We start from the raw sequence: 15,787 nt of genomic DNA, 5'->3' as shown, positions 1-15,787 counted from the left end.
CCATGTGGCAATCTATTTTTGAACCACTGGAGACATTTTGAAACTGAAGCATCCGTGGCAGTTCTTAGACTATGATGGGATGGCGGGCGACTATGGACAGTTCATAACCGCAACAGAAAGTGGCGTCGCTGTGATCTACCAGAACCCCACTGGGGCGACAATCGGACTAGGTCTTTACGCCAACACGGGTGATATTCGGTGGTCTAAGGCCCAGCCTTTCCCCTTTCCCTATGTCCACTCACTCATGGGCGAAGCGGGGCTTATTTTTGCGATTCTCCGACGAGGGGCGGTTGTGGCACTTAACGTACACAACGGTGATCAAGTGTGGAGTCGACAGCTGAGCTTCGCTCCCGCTGATGTCCGCAGTAGCCCTTTTATTACCCCAGATAGAATTCTGCTGATTAGTGGGTATTCTTTGGCGGAGCTTAGCAGAGCGAGCGGAGAGCTCAAGCAGAGGATACGGCTTCCCGGCGGCCGAGGCATAGGAGAAATTTTGTTATGTAGAGATGGCCATTACGTCTACTCCGCTCGCTGCAGCTAGCCCAGACAGACTCCAAGGAACAGTCACGCCTATGTTCACGCACATTTCGAGCATCATCACACAACTGTCTATCTCTGCTTGGGGTGTAGCCGACTGCCTCGGTAGTATCACCCTTTACAGTAGTTCACACGCTGTCACCCTTACCATGGAACTGCAGCGACGCGAGGGCCTTGGGTGGACCACGGTTAGGGTGTGGGTTTCGTCGGGACCTGGACTTCCAGGAGTTTACATGAACAACCACCACTGGGTGGTCAGGGGCACATACCGTTTGCGTTGCACCGCCCGCGCTTACAGTGCAAGTGGCACATTGCTAGAGGTAGCGTCAGTGTTGTCGAGAGAAGTAACATATTAAAATCGCATCTCTGGGGTAGGTGAGACCCTCGCCTTTGTTTGCTCGATTTTGGGCATCCCTCTCTTCGTGGCGTTTCAGGCTTGGGGCCCGCTGTTCGCTTGGATTGGAGGAACATGGGCGGCGACAACCGTGTTTACTGCTATGTCAGATGGGAACATTCAGAGGCATTGGTACCGTGCGTGGAGATATTACTACGTCAAAGGCGTGATCAATATTAACAGCCAGATCATTTTTGATGATGGCGTGCGTTGGGGGTTTTTCGAGCATTGGGATTTTTTTCTTGTCGATCAGCTCGTTATGTTTGTGATACTGTACTGGGCGTTGTTGGTTCTGCTTTTACTGGCGTTTCCCCTTTCATGGTACTTAGGGTTCCGAACGAAGCAAAGGGGCGTGCGCCTGATTCTACCTGCCAAAGTACAGCTTCTATTCATTATGATACTGCTTGTGTCTTTCGCCTTCCTGCAGTTCACAAACCGCATCTATTCTCCCGATGCCTATGTAACATATGATGGTGAGGGTCAACATCAGGTTTCCTTTCTGTTGCGCAACAAGTCTTTTATGCCGGTAAGACTGGATCTCCTCCTCTTCGACGTAGTTGGGGAGTATCACATATCTGAGCTTTGGGTGGCGGGGGAGCGCTTTGCAGGACACAGGTTGGGGCCGAGGCAGGCAGAGAAAGTCATCATGAAGGTCAAGTTTGCTGCACCTATTGAAGAGGCCTTGCTCAACATCTCTTACATCACAATAATTGGCCAACACAAGGTTCTCCGCGTGCCAATTCGATTGAAAGTGCGTTAACTTTGCGCACGCTGGCCGCTCAGTTTTTGAGCATCTTCCGCAAGGCTTAATCTGTCCGCTACGCTCGCCGGTCAGACGCGAACCGATATTATTGTGGATCTGGCCTCTCTGCGCAGTGCGCTCATTGGCGTGCCCTTCTTGCCCGAGAACTTTCGCCTGCACGGCTGGCTAAAAGGGAGCGAGCTCGTCAACTTTCACGCTCGCTTAGCAGGACTAGACTATAGATCGGCCAAACGTAGCTCGCAAGCGGCACTAGAACTGGTGGGCTTGGCAAAGGAGGGCGAAAAGACATGTGGTTGATGGCCGTCTTTACGTTTAAAGAGGCTTTGCGCAAGCGAGTTGTTTTGGTCGCAGGGCTTCTCACCTTGGCCTTCCTTACCTTGTATGGTGCCGGACTACACTTCATGGTGGGGGGTGATGCAAGGATTACCGACCCTGCCGCCGCCGAAATCTTTAAAGCCCTTGGCCCTTTTGGCAGCCACTCTACCCCCAGCTACCGGATGTTGCTCTACACCGCAGGGTACATAGTTGTCATGCGCATGGCTGCAGTCCACGCTTTCAACCGTCGGGATGTATGAGAGCTAAAGTAGGTAACGGGCAGCGCCAAAAGGTCCCGTCCTCGATGTCGCTGATGTTCTAGCCAGGCTTTACTACTTATTAAGCGTGTGTGTAGTTTGTTTATAGGCAGGTTTCAGTAGCAAGCGCTACTATAATGTCCTTGTGATACTTCCATCCATCGTTTACAATTTATTTGATATGTAGAACTTGGATGGAATGGAGGTGTGATTAGTTCGTCTCCAGTTTTATGGCAGGGGGACCCGCCTAAACCGTGAGAACAAGCGGCGATTCTGTGTGAAAAAAGCAGGCATTGGCGGCGGATGGTGGTGATGTGCAAAGTGCCGATGACCTTGTCACAATGTTAAGGTAGTGTCATTGAGTAAGCGGCTGTAATTGTTGTGCTGCGACACGCGAATTGCCAAGTCCGACAGTAATTCGGGGTCAGGGCGTGAGCGTTACAGTAAATTCACCTTATAGGTCGCAGGTCGCGGTTGTGCTATCGGCAAACAAATAAACAGAGAGGGTGACCCGCGTGCGATTGAAAAGAGTTTTTACCAAACCGTGGCGCGTACTACTAATTGCGACAGCCTTGTTCGGCCTGCTGTTTGCCGACCTTGCGGGATCCATGGCGCGCCTAGCTTTTGCCGGTGCACCTGTCGATGCATATGCCGCCAAAATGAGTGCATTTTTGCATCAGAGGGCAATCCCGATCATTTTTAATAGGGCTTACTTAGGCGTTGACATTCGACGACATCCAGAAGTGCACTCTTCCTACCGTGTTCGCCGAGAAGATCTCCTAGCGCGAATTGCTGCATCAGATCCGAGCAGGCGCGTTATAGCCTTAATTCTGTTGGATAGGTTGTATGCACCAGAAGACATGGCGGTAGTTATTGACCCCTTGGAAGTGAACATCGTCGGAGCAGCCTCCTTCCTCCCTTGCTTAGAATTGGGTCCACAGCATGGCATAACCAATTCCGGCGGGCTGATGAGAAAGAGCATTGACCGCGCAGACATCCCTACAGGGATTCCAGACCTACTCTTGCTTTCAGATTGGAGCGAATTGCGGCTGCACTGGGAAAGAAGCGTTGACATAGAACGATACGACATACGTAGACATCGTGCTGAACTTGCAGCATTGCGAGCAGGTGAGATTCCAGCAGGAAACCCCATAGGCATCACTGATGGCGCACAAGCTTTCTCAACACAAGACCCCGAGATAATGGCCTTGTCTGCTGCAGAACGACTCAGACATGATGGTTTCCTCCGGATAATCGCTAGCAAAGAAACCAGTTTGATGAATGCAGAGGACCACTACAGGCGCTACGGCTCGCGTCGGCAAAAGAGCATGGGCATATATGCGGTCACAGTCGAAGGTCCGGCCGGCAAAGTTAATGCGCTACGTCAGAGAGAGGGAGTAGATCTTGTGGACCCGATGCTTTTCCCAGGCTTTCTGGGGGCCATCAACTCCGGGGAAAGTAATGCTGGCCTGAGAATTATGTTTTTGCCGGGAAGGCCTGCTCCACATCATTCCCTGCGGCCTTAGGGGATGCTCAAAGAGCGCAGGGACTACGGACACAACTCTAGAATTGATAAAGGCGTCGATGAATACTTCGCGGATTGAATTTCAATGTTTGGAGAGTGGTCTCATGCCTTGGCGGTTCGCAACCGGGTTGCTACTCCTTTTATTGTGCATCGTCCCGCTGATGTCCGCCTGTAGCAGTGCTCCCCAAAACACAACCTTCAGCTTCGGCGGTGTAGAATACTTTTGGACTCGGACTGAGGTCGACAAGCATGTCTTTTCGTCTATGGACGGCGCAAAGACAATCTCCCTCCGCAGGATGGGCAATTCCTCTGCCCACAGTGTTATGGTTGAGGGTAGTGCGTACGTTGTCAATGCTTTCAGGGCGAGCGATGGTAGACTAACTGTCCACGCATTTGTGCCAAGCGGCAGAGAGATGCACAAAATCGTCGACGCCAAGGGGATTATAGTGTACTCCGACAGCTCGGAGCAAGATCGCGAGCTCCTCAATCTCTTTGAGTTGATTGTGCCACATGACGATGTCGCTCACCGAGCCAGGCCTAGACCGTTGGAATCGTTAGCTTTGGGTGCACTCTTCGCTACGTATGGTGTATTCCAGCTGCTATTACCTGAAAGGGCATGGCTACTTGGCCGCTGGTGGATGTTTAAGAAGGTAGAATTGAGCGCGCTGCATATAGGCATCTTGCGGCTCACAGGGCTTATCTTCGCGATCCTAGGCGTTGGTCTAGTGGCCCATGCAGTCCGCACGTTTTTTGGCCAATAGAGTCCCTAGGGCTGACTGTCGTTAACGCGACCACCCCAATCGCAGTCCGCAAGGGCAAGTACATCGTCAACATTTAAAGAAGGAGTGAAATTTATGAAGAAGCCGCATGCACTTTTACTGACATTTCTACTGCTCTGCTTGCTAGGGTATGCACTCTATGCGCTTATTCCTTTGTGGAGCCAGACAACCTCCGATCGCGAGGGCAGCGCCCCTGTGTTTGACGCTACTACGGCACGGGCCGGAGATGTGATCGTTGGCATGAAGATTGTCTCTAACGATACCCAGCTTGCGGGACCATTTGGATCGGCTGGGATTATTCAGTTTTCGGGTCAGGCAACTTTGAGCGGTACCTACCAGGTTGTTATAGATGCTGACTCACTGCTTTATGTGAATTTTTACGTTGGCGATGATTCGCTTGCTAAGCTGCCCAGAATGAAAAACGATACCCGTACCTTATGGTTTAAGTTTAACAACCAAGCTAAAGCCCTGAGTGCTTTTGGCACAACGGCAAAGTCCGGCCAGGCGACAATTGTCATTGATAATTACCGGATCCATCGCGCTGAAACCGATGCCTATAACACAGCTGCCCTCGTAAGGGTTGTTCGCGCAGATTAACTATCTATTTCATAAAATGTGGATAGCTCCGTTCTCAAACTTAGACGAGGAGGCTGTCGCAATATGTACGCTAAGGTGAAAGTGTTCGGCCTCATTATGCTGCTACTCACCAGCATCTTGTTGCCAAGCTACCGCGCAAGTGCCACAGTCTCGGTCATCACCGGCTTTGTTAGCGAACGAAAGACGACTTTCATTACGCTAGACCATGAAGATGCCTCGCCGATGGCGAGGCTAATCTCGGACTTGTCGCAAAATGTGGACGCCATAGACAATGTCTTTGCTCGCCTGCACAACGGCGGGCGGCTTCAGTCAACTCATGCCACCTTAGTGATTACAATTTCCGATGACGCTTACCAAGGACTACTGGCGCAACCGATGCAGGGCGGCTTCGCCGTGTTGTCGCTGCAGAACAGCTATCGCTTAGACTTCGACCCGCAAGGTATTGCCGCAGACCTAGGCCTTGTCGGTAGTGTCAATCTTGGCCCGGTCTACCTAGTAGAAGTTGCGCTGTGGCCGATTACCGTCAAAGACCTCTTGGCCATGGTGTTCTTGCTGCCCGAACTTTCCCAAGAAAACCCGCGCCTCGAACTCACGGCAGCAAGTATCCGCGAGCTACGGGAACGCGGAATGAGATTTGAAATCGAGCGCCTCGCCGGAGAATGGTCGTCAAACGACCTAGTGTGGTCCCCGGATGGCAGGTTGCTACTAACCGGCGCTTGGCATAACCGCCGCCTTAGTTACATACTCTATAATTTCACTACCAATAGACGCACCTTGCTTGACCCACTCCACTTATCCATTATGCCGCCTACCTTTTCACCCGATTCGCGCTATGTCGTTTCTGCCTCTAACCACGAGCTAAGAATCATGGATGTCAGGCGACAGCAAACCTGGCGACTGCCCTTTGTCGACATCATTCCGGAGCAGTTTGAGCTCATCAGTGTTGCTCGATTCGCCGTAAACAACAGGGGTGACGCGCTGTTCTTCTCGCTCTTTGGTTATGGTATGGAAGAGCCGCTCGCCTTAGTTTGGCGTAGCAGGGAACCGAGCACGCTTGAGCGAATTACTGGGTTAGAGTTTATGGCCAAGCCACAACTACCGGGGGAGACATGGAGCGATTTTGTCGCGAGGCGTCACCCCGCGATTGTTAAGACGGTTCAGGAATTTGCGGCCGTAGCCAAAGAGCTAGCTGCCGGCAGAGAAGCCACGTTAACGCCACTAGAGCAACAGCTGCGAGACCGATACGGAGCTTTCTATGCCGCAGTGGACAATCATCCTAAAGACAGCCATCTCGCCCTGCTGGCGAGCGACGAGGGGCGATTTTTGGCGCGGGTGCTTGCTCTGCCCTCGCTCGAGGAGATAGATGTCAGCGCTTTCGCCCTTGTGCCCGAGTCCCGCAGGCAAATCCCAGGTACAATGGCCGGGATTTCGCTCTTCAATGCGCTTGTCGCGGCGGTAATCGTACTGATGACACTCGGTATCACTAAGTTATTCGGTGTCGCCGAAAAGCGATTCTCCCCACGCCTGCATATACTTACCCGCCTACGCAAAAGACGCCTAACTTTCGTCGGCGCCCTGCTCGTTACCCTAGGTCTGCATCTACTGGCCAGTCTCGCTACTTTTATGGTCGTGCATGACCGCATGGGGGAAAGGGCGCGAGAGATCGCCACAGCCACCCTCGCTCACTCGTATGGCTCCGGGCTAGGTTATACCGTGCAAGGGCAGGGCGGCAGTATTTCTGTCGCGGGCAGTTCCCCCTTGGTGTTGTTTGACTTTCCCTACCAAGCGCTGTACTGGCATGCATTAGGGCGCGACTTTTTCGCTGCGCCGGTACGCATTACCATGCGCTACCTCGTGTTCGATCACCTCGGACACTTGGTTTCAACTGAAGAAAATCGCTTCTACGTGCTAAGCGTAGGCAAGGTGGTGAGGGAGTGACTAGGCAGGACACAGGAGTTAGGTTATTCTTACGAACAACGATAACTTGGTATTTGCTTGCCTGTTTATTAGTGGCCTTGGCCATCACGCTGCTAGGATGTCAACGAGACGCATTCCCTCTGCAAATGCAATCGCGCATTGAGGAGTATGCTAGTCGCGAGTTGCTGGGCACACGGGTGGTAGGGAGTGTCTTTGCTGCGGTCGATATCTTTGGCAGCAGAGATGTTGATCAAGGGAAGAGCTACGTCTTCGCTTGGTGCTTGGTTGCTGAAGTGCAGCCGGACTTAAGTATAGCTACCGCAGCAAGTATGCCGATAAAATTCACTGTCGAGAGGGGACCTTTGGGGGACAGAGTTGTGGGGCACAGAGTACCTTTGTCGGGGAGTCTATACTGGGAGAGCATAAAAGATATTTTCCCTGTGGCATACCATCGCGCAATCCGTAACTTTCCGCACCAGACATCAGACCGCGAGCAAAGATTGCTGGCCAAGGCGCGGGAGCACTTTAAGCGATAATGACGACAAACGGTTCTGCATTGTATCACCCGAAGAATACAAGAGGCAAGAAGCAAGAAATAAGAGGCAGGATATGGAAGGCGCGTTTTTTACCACAGAGGCTGTAACTAGAGGTTAGAGGTAAGAGGGTGGAAGTTGGACGGGAGAGGGGGCGTTTTTTACCACAGAGATCACAGAGGTCACAGAGAAAGAAAGAATGAATTTTAGCAGTTACCCTCGTTCCATGTTCCTCTCTTTTCCACGCCTCTGTGCCTCTGTGGTTGAAATCGTATCCTGCCCGAAACTATTTCTGCACGTCGAGAACGATTCTGCCGTCGCGCACTTCGATGATACGGTCAGCTTTCTGTGCCACGTTTTGATCGTGCGTGATGATGACTATAGTTGTGCCGAATTGCTTGTTGATGGAGCGCAGTAGCTGGTAAGTCTTCTCGGCAGAGTCTGAGTCTAGGTTGCCGGTAGGCTCATCTGCCAGTAAAATTTTAGGGTTGTTCATCAGCGCGCGCGCAATGGCCGTGCGCTGTTGTTGTCCCCCAGACATATTGGTCGAGAGGTTGTTCTTTACTTTTTCTAGGCCGACAAGGTCCGCAAGCTCAGAGGCTCGCGCTACCATCGCCGGGGTTACGACCTTGTGCATGATACGTGCCGGCATGAGTATGTTTTCGAGCGCCGTAAATTCAGGGAGCAGGTAGTGAAATTGAAAAACAAAACCGAGAATTTCATTGCGCAGCTGCGCTAATTGATTGGTGCTCATGGTTGTTGTAGCGCGGCCATCGATGGTGATGCTCCCTGAGGTGGGCCGGTCTAAGGTGCCGATGATGTTGAGCAGGGTACTCTTGCCGCTACCGGACTGCCCAATGATGCTGTTAATGGTGCCGCTCTCGATGGCTAAGTCGACCCCATGCAAAACTTGAGTTTTGATCTTGGTACCATAGGACTTGGTGATGCGTTCGAGGAGCAGGGCATTAGCCATTGCGGATCACCTCCATGGGGGTCAGACGTGCAGATTGACGCGCCGGGATTAACGAGGCGAGCACGGAGGAGACAATGGCTGCACCCGCTGAAAAAACGATAAACATCACGTCAAAGGAAATAGCAATCAGCTGTGTCCCGTCGGGATTTTGCGTGAAATAAGTAAAAGCAAAGAGCAGGCCAGCGCCAAGCGCTACCCCTAAGGTCGCCCCCAGCGTTCCTAGTAGTAGCCCTTGATAGAGAAAGATCTCGCGGGCTACCCGATCACTTATGCCCATGGCTTTTAGAATGCCGATCTGTTTAGATTTTTGCAGGACCGTTATCGCGAGAACGGAGGCGATGCCTAGCACAACTGAGACCAGCACAAAAATTTGGATCATCAGGCTAGAGATGCTTTGACCGCGCAAGCCGCTCAGTAGTGCCTCGTTAGCTGCTTGCCAACTGATGAAGGTATAGGCGCCGTTTGTGCGCGCACTAAGTTCTGTGGCAATGTCCTCGGCCGCAAAGACATCGAATACTTGAATTTCTAAGGCTGTAAGCTTGTCGCCATAATCGAAGAGTGCTTGGCTGGAGGCCAAGGTGGTGAAAGCCCAGGCATTGTTTAAGGCTGCGACTTGTAAGTCGAAGACACCGGTGATGCGAAACCTTTGGCGTGCACCTCTTTGCGTGACGATTTCGACGAAATCACCACTCGCTAGCCCGAGCGAATCGGCCAAACCAGCTCCCATTGTTAGCTCGCCGTCATTTTGGTGCATACTGCCTGCGATGAGGCGCTCGCGCAAGCTGTAGATGCTAACGGTATCTCCCCCCGCGCCCCTCAGCAAGACCGGTTCGCTACTTGTGCCGCTAATCGCAAAGGCGGGGCCATCGGCTACCTGGCCTATGAATTGCAGCTGTTCATGGTCAGTCAAAGAAGTGGCCAAGTCGGTGGGTACGCTCAAGAGCTCGCCGACCGCGGCGGCGGTGATGGTAATATGGGGCGAGTTACCTACCGTGCGGTCAATAAGGCCCCCTTGGAGGCCTTGGATCAGGAGTCCAATAAAGATTTGTACAGAAACCCCGACAGCGATACCCGCGGCAATAAGTATAGTCTGGCCCTTGCTACTAGCCAAAAATCTATAGGCGATTGCGAATGCCAGGCGCATTAGTTTATTCCTCCTAAGGTGGCCATAAGTGTGCGACCGTCGGCCACGATCTGCACGTCAGCAAAAGCCGCGAACTGCTCCGCATTTTTGAGGAAGGCCATTCCTCCCAAAACAATGGGCATCTGGGGGTGCTTCTGCTTAACAAGGGAGACCGCGGCATAGGCGCCGCGCAGGTTGTAAACATTAGTGACGCTGATCACGACTAGTGATAAGGGCAGGTGGTCGACGAGGTGGATCAGTTCTTCGCTCGGGGTGTTTGCGCCGAGAAAGAGCGCGTTAAAGCCGGCTAGGGTGCAGTAATCAGCGACGATACGAGCACCGAGATCATGCTGTTCGCCCTCTGGGACATAGACTACGGCGAACCCTCGCTTCGGTGGGCCCTGCCGCTCTTGCTCCTGCAGCACGGTAAGATAGCTTAGCTCTATGGTCGAGCGGACTATCGCTGACATAACATGCTCGCGCCAAATTTGGTGCCTAGCATCGACTTCCACGTCGCTCAGTCCGGCCATGGCCGGCAAGATAACGTCCTCATAAAAAGTAACGATATCTAGCTCTCCGCTTTGCACTGCGGCTAGCGCGACGGCAGTGCATTCTTCTTTGTCTAAGTTGGCTAAAGCAGTAGCGTATGCGCGCGCAATTTCACCGGTGTTCATACTGCAGACACCAAGAATCTGCTAATTATTAAGTAGCTCACAGCGCTTACCGCGGCTGACAATAGTGTTCCCCAAATCAAGTCGATAATGGTGAGCATAACAGGCCAATCGCGCAGGGTGGCGAGATTGGTGAGATCGTAAGTGGCGTAGGTGATAAGGCCGAAAAGGGCGCCGTAAAAAAAAGCGTGTTGCAGGGATTGCTTGGCGAGCGCGGGATCGATCACGAAAACGTACAAGCCGACAACAAAGAGGGCATAGAAAGTAAGCGCAGCCACCCAGTTAACTTGCGCAGCCATTAAATGCCCGATGTATCTGGCGTAAAGGTCGCGCGCGATAATGCCGAGCCAGACGAGATCGATAGCCAGAAACACAACTATAACCACCAGCAGACGTAAAAGAATAGTTGTCATTATTTCACCTCCTGTTTGGGAACCAAGGGATAAAAATACTCGTAGTCGCGCAGTAATCAGCAAAGTCAGCGTATTTTTCCATGCCCTTCTCCAGCATGGGGACGCCAGACACATATCGGACTAGCACCATGATGGTCAGTGGGGATATAATTGTCCACCACGGCGCGCCATAGGCTAATGCCACCAGGTAGATGCCCCACCAAAGCAAGGCTTCACCAAAGTAGTTAGGATGGCGGGAGTACTGCCATACTCCGCTACGGAGCAGCTTGCCCCTATTTTGTGGGTTAGCCAGGTGCTTTTTTAGCGAGGCATCGGCTTCCGCCTCAAGGCTTATTCCGGCTGCGTACACGCAGAGGCCTATAATAGCTAGCAGGGAGAAGGGCTCTGCGGAGCTCGTCATGCCTGTAAGATGGGCAAGAGATATGGTGAGCATCATAAAACCTTGGAGCATAAAGATTTGCAGGTAGCTGCGCAGCAAGTAGCTCTGTCCCCATTCGCGTCGCCAGTTTGCGTATCTAAAATCTTCCGGCTTCCCGATGTTGCGTCGGCCTATATGCCAGGATAGCCGTGCCCCCCAGACAAGCACCATCACTGTGAGTACGGTGCCGCTAAGGTGTCCGTGGCTCAATTGTTGACTGACCGCGATGATCATAAAAGACAGCCCCCAGGCGATGTCCACGATGGAAGCGTTCTTAATGGCCACGGCTAGGACATACAGTAGCGAAAAAAGCAGCCATGTTAAAAGGACAATGTGCACAGCGTTCACGCTCCACCTCTCAAGTAAGCAATGGCGATAGCGCCACGGCCCGCATTTAGTCCGACAATAGGGGATATGGGCGCAGTGTAGCGCGGCAGTTTGCCAATAATTTTTTCGCACTGTTGGGCGAAATCGTCGAGGCCGGCAGGGTCGTCAGCATAGACCAAGGCATAGGAGTCAATGCCGCCGTTTTTCATGTCACTGGCCACTTGCCGCAGGATGCTCGATTGGGCACTGCGCGTGGAGAACGACTTCTTGTAAATCATGCCTTTTCCCGTCGCGTCGATCGAGATAACGGGCTTAAGATTTAACTTGGAGAGGAAGAAGCTTTGGATTTTCGGCACACGCCCACCGCGCAACATATACTTCAGAGTTTTAACACTGACAAAAATGCGGGCTCGATCGATGGCCTTATTTATGTTAGACACTATCTGGTCAAAGGTAAGGCCTTGCGCCCGCCAGTCAATGGTCTTTGCCACCAACAGCCCCTCTGCAGCTGAGTTTAGTTTGGAGTCAATTATGGCGATCCGCTTGCCCGTAGTGTCCATTTCGGCCACTACCTTGCGCACGCGGTCGAAAATGCCGCTCATGCGAGACGAGACAAAGATGCCAATGACTTCATCGGTGCTTTGTAGCACATCGGCCAAGAGTCGCATAATCGCCGCCGCGCTAGCTTGTGCTGAGGTTGGGTTCATGCGCAGGGTGTCGAGCAGGGGGTAGAAAATTTCAGGGCGCATGGTGACTTTATCGAGGTACGCTGTGCCGTCCACAGTTAAATTTAGCGGCAGGACAACAACATCTTCGCGGCGTACCACCTCTTCAGGCAAGTCGGCGATAGAGTCTGTCACGATGGCTAGTCGGCCTCTATGTTTAAATTTGAGATTGGCTTGCAGCTGCATGTCGTCAATTTTATGTGAAACTACCTCGCCAGCGTTTACCATCAAGGCCATTATGGCGGCGGGATTGTCGGTGTGAACATGGATTTGCGCCTGTTGCTCTCGTGCGACCACCACTACCGAATCGCCAAGTCCCTGCAACAAGTTTTCAAAATAGGGCTTGTCGTGGGTCGTACGCAAGAGAAACTGCGAGCAAAAGCGGTACGGTCCGATGTCAGTGACGGGGTGTATCTCGGGGATTTCAACCAAGTCAATGGCGCGAGAGGTGAGTTGCGACTCGTGCCCGTGGCGCAAAAAATCTACGATACCCTCAACGAAGAAGTAAAAGCCCTTCGCTCCGGCGTCCGGAACGCCATGTTTGCGCAGAATTGCGAGCGTGAATCTAGTCTTCTCTACGGCAGATTTTAGGCTTTCCAGCGAGGCGGTCAAGGCGGGGGTCACTTCCCCTTCGCCCTGGCGTTCAAGGGAGTTGGCCCAGTCTTGCATGACGGTTAAAATGGTGCCCTCTTGCGGTGCCGCTACTGACTCGCGCGCGTAGCGGGCCGCGCGTTGCAGGGCCGCCGTAAATTTTTCGTAGGCTACACACTCCAGCTCGCCTATTCCTGCGGCTAAACCGTTAAAGTAGTTGGCGAAGATAAGCCCTGAATTGCCGAGCGAGCTCTCTAGAGCCGCTTTTGCTATCGAGGTAATCGTCTTGTGTGCGCTATCACTTCTTTGTGCTGAAACAACAATGCCTCTCATCGTTAGGGCGAGGTTCGTACCGGTATCACCATCCGCGACAGGAAAAACATTGATTCTATTAAGGATAATTTCATGGCGGATAAGGTTTGTTGCGCCTGTGATGACTAGGTCATAAATTTTGTGCCCGTCAAACATGGGAGAGAAGCCCTCCTTTCTCACTTAGCAAAAGAATACAATCAATTTAGTAATTAGACAAGAGTAGTTTTTGATTATTACTAAGAAATAATATATATTGGTATTAGGCAAAAGTATATTGGGCAGGGATGATTTAGCATGAGAATTTGGAGCCTGCACCCGCAATATTTGGATGCGAAAGGACTTGTGGCCCTGTGGCGCGAAGCTTTGTTAGCGCAAGCCGTACTGAAAGGCGCGACGCAGGGTTATAAAAACCACCCCCAGCTGCATCGCTTTTTGCAGCACCATCATCCTGTGGGGGCTATTGATTACTACTTGCAGCATGTCTGGCGAGAAGCGCACAAGCGTGGTTATAATTTCGACCCCAGTAAGCTGTACTGGGGGACGGAGAAGGTAACAATTACTTTAACTCTCGGGCAATTAAATTACGAATGGAGCCATTTGCGTGAGAAGCTCCGCTTGCGTGATCCCAGCAGATTGCAATCGCTACAAGACGTAGTGCTGCCCTGCCATCATCCCATATTCGTCCTCGCGCAGGGAGGGGTTGCTGATTGGGAAAAGGTTACCTGAAACAACAGCGCCCTAGCAGGGATTAGCGAGGCAGAGAACGAAAACCTTTGGTAGGGATAAATTTAGGAGGTGGCATCATGCCAAACATCGGAGAAAAAGCGCCAAATTTCACCTTGCCAGGGACTCATGGCGAGTTTGACCTCGCTGCAGCCTTAGCCAAGGGCCCGTTGGTACTAATCTTCTACCCCAAGGATAACACCCCTGGCTGAACTAACCAGCTTACAAAGGCGCGTGACGCCTACACAGAGCTTCAAGCAGCAGGTTTTCAGGTTGCGGCTATCAGTGCAGACTCCCTGGTTTCGCATCGCAGTTATGCCGAAAAACTGAGTCTACCTTTCGCACTCCTTACTGATGCCACAAAGGAGGTATGCGCTCTCTACCGCGTGCGCATACCTATAATAGGGATTCAACGAACAGTATTCGTCATTGCCCAAGACGGCACCATACTTTATCGCCAGAACGGCTCACCCGCTCTGCTCGAGGTCATTAAAGGGCTGGCCCAGAATACCAAGGAATAATACGAGGTCGCGCACCATGTATAAAGCCACCTGCTAGAAACGCATGCAGGTGGCCACTTTCTTATAAAGAACCGTGCAACAGCGGTGCTGTGCTCTGGAGCTAGTGCACGCCGAAAAACGTGTCGGTTACCGTGTTGCGTGACACAATCCCATGGTCTTTAAGCAGCGACTGCATAGACTTGACCATGCCCCGCGAGCCCGACACGTAGTAGCGCGCGTTATTGCTGTGCGAACTTGTGTACAGAGCTATGCTTGCTTTGAGCTCCTCGCGGCTTGTGAGGAGCGAAACCTCGACACTGTTAGTCGCGTTAAAACGCCGTAGCTCATCCTCATAGGCGAAATGCGCGCGGTCGTCGATGTACAATAAGCGGATGTGGGCGGGGGCAGCACTAGGGTTCTGTACGCTTTCTGCGATTAGTGATCGAAACGGAGTGATGCCAATTCCACCCGCGATAAATAAAACGGGCTTTCTGTCCTTAATATAAAATGACCCAATAGGTCCTCGCATGGCGGCCTGCTGTCCGGGCTGCATAGTCGAAAGGGCCTTTTTAAACGCGCTCGGATTGTCTGTGATGCGCGTAGAAATCATCACGTCTTCACTCGGAGCGGACGCCAAACTAAAGGGACGAAAAGAGCGCGCGATCTTCTCGTGCTCGATGAATAAGGCACCGTGCTGGCCTGCCTTCCAGTCTGCCCGCCCTTCGAGCTTGAAAACGAAGCTGTAAATGTCGCCGGCCTCGTGCTTTTTATAAAGCAGTGTCAGTCGCCGTTTCTTAAAAATGGGCAGAATGTCGCCTAAGTTAATCATTTGTAGTCCTCCCTTATATCAACTGCCCTACACCGCCCTCAATACGGCGAATCTCGGAGCAAAGCTTGACAATAGTTTTATATAAAACTATTATGGTTATATAATACATGGAGGTTAAAAAATGCGCAAGGGTGGCTTTATCGTAGCTAAAATTCATCAACTGTCGGGACGTATAATTTCGCACAAGTTTAGGCAAAGGGGTCTCAAAATCCACCACGCGCAAGGGCGAATCTTGTTTTTTTTGTGGCAGTGCGGGGGTGTTTCGATTCAGCAACTGGCCGTGGCGCTATCCCTCGACCTTTCTACTTTGTCGCTAATGCTCGATCGCTTAGCGGAGGCTGGTCTTGTTCACAAAGTACCTTCAACTGTCGATAAACGCAAAACCATGGTCTTTGCGGCGGATAATCAGGCGGAGTTACGGGCGCATTACGAGCAAGTTTTAGGAGAAATGCAAGAGGGCTTCTATCGGGGGTTTAGTGAGGAGGAGGTGTGTTTAACCGAAGCGCTGCTAGAGCGCATTTACCGCAATCTCAGCTCAATGGATAAAGAAAACAAGGAGGGTTGA

Annotated in this window: 19 protein-coding genes and 1 pseudogene; 13 read left to right on the top strand and 7 right to left on the bottom strand. The window is 52.0% G+C overall.

From position 1 onward, the window contains the following. Positions 1–37 precede the first annotated feature (37 nt). From KGZ92_04085 to KGZ92_04045, 9 genes are all read left to right on the top strand, one after another. Entirely contained in the window at positions 38–541 is a 504-nt protein-coding gene (locus tag KGZ92_04085; protein MBS3888467.1) for a PQQ-binding-like beta-propeller repeat protein, read from the top strand. Positions 542–1,022: 481 nt separating this feature from the next. Then, positions 1,023–1,691, top strand: coding sequence for a hypothetical protein (locus KGZ92_04080; protein ID MBS3888466.1), 669 nt, complete (start codon positions 1,023–1,025; stop codon positions 1,689–1,691). Between the two features lie 93 nt (positions 1,692–1,784). Continuing rightward, positions 1,785–1,991, top strand: a complete 207-nt coding sequence (locus KGZ92_04075) for a hypothetical protein (GenBank protein MBS3888465.1) — start codon at positions 1,785–1,787, stop codon at positions 1,989–1,991. Beyond that, positions 1,982–2,269: a hypothetical protein gene (locus KGZ92_04070; GenBank protein ID MBS3888464.1), complete on the top strand. Its 288-nt coding sequence runs from the start codon at positions 1,982–1,984 to the stop codon at positions 2,267–2,269. Before KGZ92_04075 ends, KGZ92_04070 begins: the two co-directional genes overlap by 10 nt. A gap of 512 nt (positions 2,270–2,781) precedes the next feature. After that, on the top strand, positions 2,782–3,792 hold the full coding sequence (locus KGZ92_04065; GenBank protein ID MBS3888463.1) for a hypothetical protein: 1,011 nt from the start codon (positions 2,782–2,784) through the stop codon (positions 3,790–3,792). A gap of 412 nt (positions 3,793–4,204) precedes the next feature. Beyond that, entirely contained in the window at positions 4,205–4,552 is a 348-nt protein-coding gene (locus KGZ92_04060) for a hypothetical protein (protein ID MBS3888462.1), read from the top strand. Between the two features lie 93 nt (positions 4,553–4,645). Next, entirely contained in the window at positions 4,646–5,167 is a 522-nt protein-coding gene (locus tag KGZ92_04055; protein MBS3888461.1) for a hypothetical protein, read from the top strand. 63 nt (positions 5,168–5,230) lie between these two features. Then, positions 5,231–7,105: a hypothetical protein gene (locus KGZ92_04050; GenBank protein ID MBS3888460.1), complete on the top strand. Its 1,875-nt coding sequence runs from the start codon at positions 5,231–5,233 to the stop codon at positions 7,103–7,105. Then, positions 7,102–7,620 carry a hypothetical protein gene (locus tag KGZ92_04045; GenBank protein ID MBS3888459.1) on the top strand — a complete coding sequence of 173 codons (519 nt, stop codon included), beginning with the start codon at positions 7,102–7,104 and terminating at the stop codon, positions 7,618–7,620. The genes KGZ92_04050 and KGZ92_04045 overlap by 4 nt, the downstream gene beginning before the upstream one ends. 283 nt (positions 7,621–7,903) lie before the next feature. Here KGZ92_04045 and KGZ92_04040 read toward each other — a convergent pair whose 3' ends face one another. Genes KGZ92_04040 through KGZ92_04015 form a run of 6 tightly spaced genes read right to left on the bottom strand, consistent with a single transcriptional unit; the run spans position 7,904 to position 13,326 of the window. Beyond that, on the bottom strand, positions 7,904–8,590 hold the full coding sequence (locus KGZ92_04040; protein ID MBS3888458.1) for an ABC transporter ATP-binding protein: 687 nt from the start codon (positions 8,588–8,590) through the stop codon (positions 7,904–7,906). Next, positions 8,583–9,734 (bottom strand): ABC transporter permease, encoded by a 1,152-nt coding sequence (locus KGZ92_04035; GenBank protein ID MBS3888457.1) that lies wholly within the window; start codon positions 9,732–9,734, stop codon positions 8,583–8,585. Before KGZ92_04035 ends, KGZ92_04040 begins: the two co-directional genes overlap by 8 nt. After that, positions 9,734–10,387 (bottom strand): cobalamin-dependent protein, encoded by a 654-nt coding sequence (locus KGZ92_04030; protein ID MBS3888456.1) that lies wholly within the window; start codon positions 10,385–10,387, stop codon positions 9,734–9,736. Before KGZ92_04030 ends, KGZ92_04035 begins: the two co-directional genes overlap by 1 nt. Further along, positions 10,384–10,797: a DUF2177 family protein gene (locus tag KGZ92_04025; GenBank protein MBS3888455.1), complete on the bottom strand. Its 414-nt coding sequence runs from the start codon at positions 10,795–10,797 to the stop codon at positions 10,384–10,386. The genes KGZ92_04030 and KGZ92_04025 overlap by 4 nt, the downstream gene beginning before the upstream one ends. A gap of 4 nt (positions 10,798–10,801) precedes the next feature. Next, positions 10,802–11,563, bottom strand: coding sequence for a DUF1295 domain-containing protein (locus KGZ92_04020; protein MBS3888454.1), 762 nt, complete (start codon positions 11,561–11,563; stop codon positions 10,802–10,804). Next, entirely contained in the window at positions 11,560–13,326 is a 1,767-nt protein-coding gene (locus KGZ92_04015) for a DegV family EDD domain-containing protein (GenBank protein ID MBS3888453.1), read from the bottom strand. The genes KGZ92_04020 and KGZ92_04015 overlap by 4 nt, the downstream gene beginning before the upstream one ends. Before the next feature lie 138 nt (positions 13,327–13,464). Here KGZ92_04015 and KGZ92_04010 point away from each other — a divergent pair, with 138 nt between their 5' ends. From KGZ92_04010 to KGZ92_04000, 3 genes and pseudogenes are all read left to right on the top strand, one after another. Further along, entirely contained in the window at positions 13,465–13,896 is a 432-nt protein-coding gene (locus KGZ92_04010) for a DNA lyase (protein ID MBS3888452.1), read from the top strand. A gap of 77 nt (positions 13,897–13,973) precedes the next feature. Next, on the top strand, positions 13,974–14,105 hold the full coding sequence (locus KGZ92_04005; protein MBS3888451.1) for a redoxin domain-containing protein: 132 nt from the start codon (positions 13,974–13,976) through the stop codon (positions 14,103–14,105). 6 nt (positions 14,106–14,111) lie between these two features. Next, positions 14,112–14,414, top strand: a pseudogene (locus tag KGZ92_04000) (redoxin domain-containing protein). 100 nt (positions 14,415–14,514) lie between these two features. Here KGZ92_04000 and KGZ92_03995 read toward each other — a convergent pair. Next, on the bottom strand, positions 14,515–15,222 hold the full coding sequence (locus tag KGZ92_03995; protein MBS3888450.1) for an FAD-dependent oxidoreductase: 708 nt from the start codon (positions 15,220–15,222) through the stop codon (positions 14,515–14,517). 121 nt (positions 15,223–15,343) lie between these two features. Here KGZ92_03995 and KGZ92_03990 point away from each other — a divergent pair, with 121 nt between their 5' ends. Next, entirely contained in the window at positions 15,344–15,787 is a 444-nt protein-coding gene (locus KGZ92_03990; GenBank protein ID MBS3888449.1) for a MarR family transcriptional regulator, read from the top strand.

It is taken from the genome of Bacillota bacterium, from assembly GCA_018333655.1.
Classification (GTDB): Bacteria; Bacillota; UBA994; order UBA994; family UBA994; genus BS524.
Note: the sequence above shows the minus strand (reverse complement) of the source record. Positions and strands in the feature narration are given on the sequence as shown.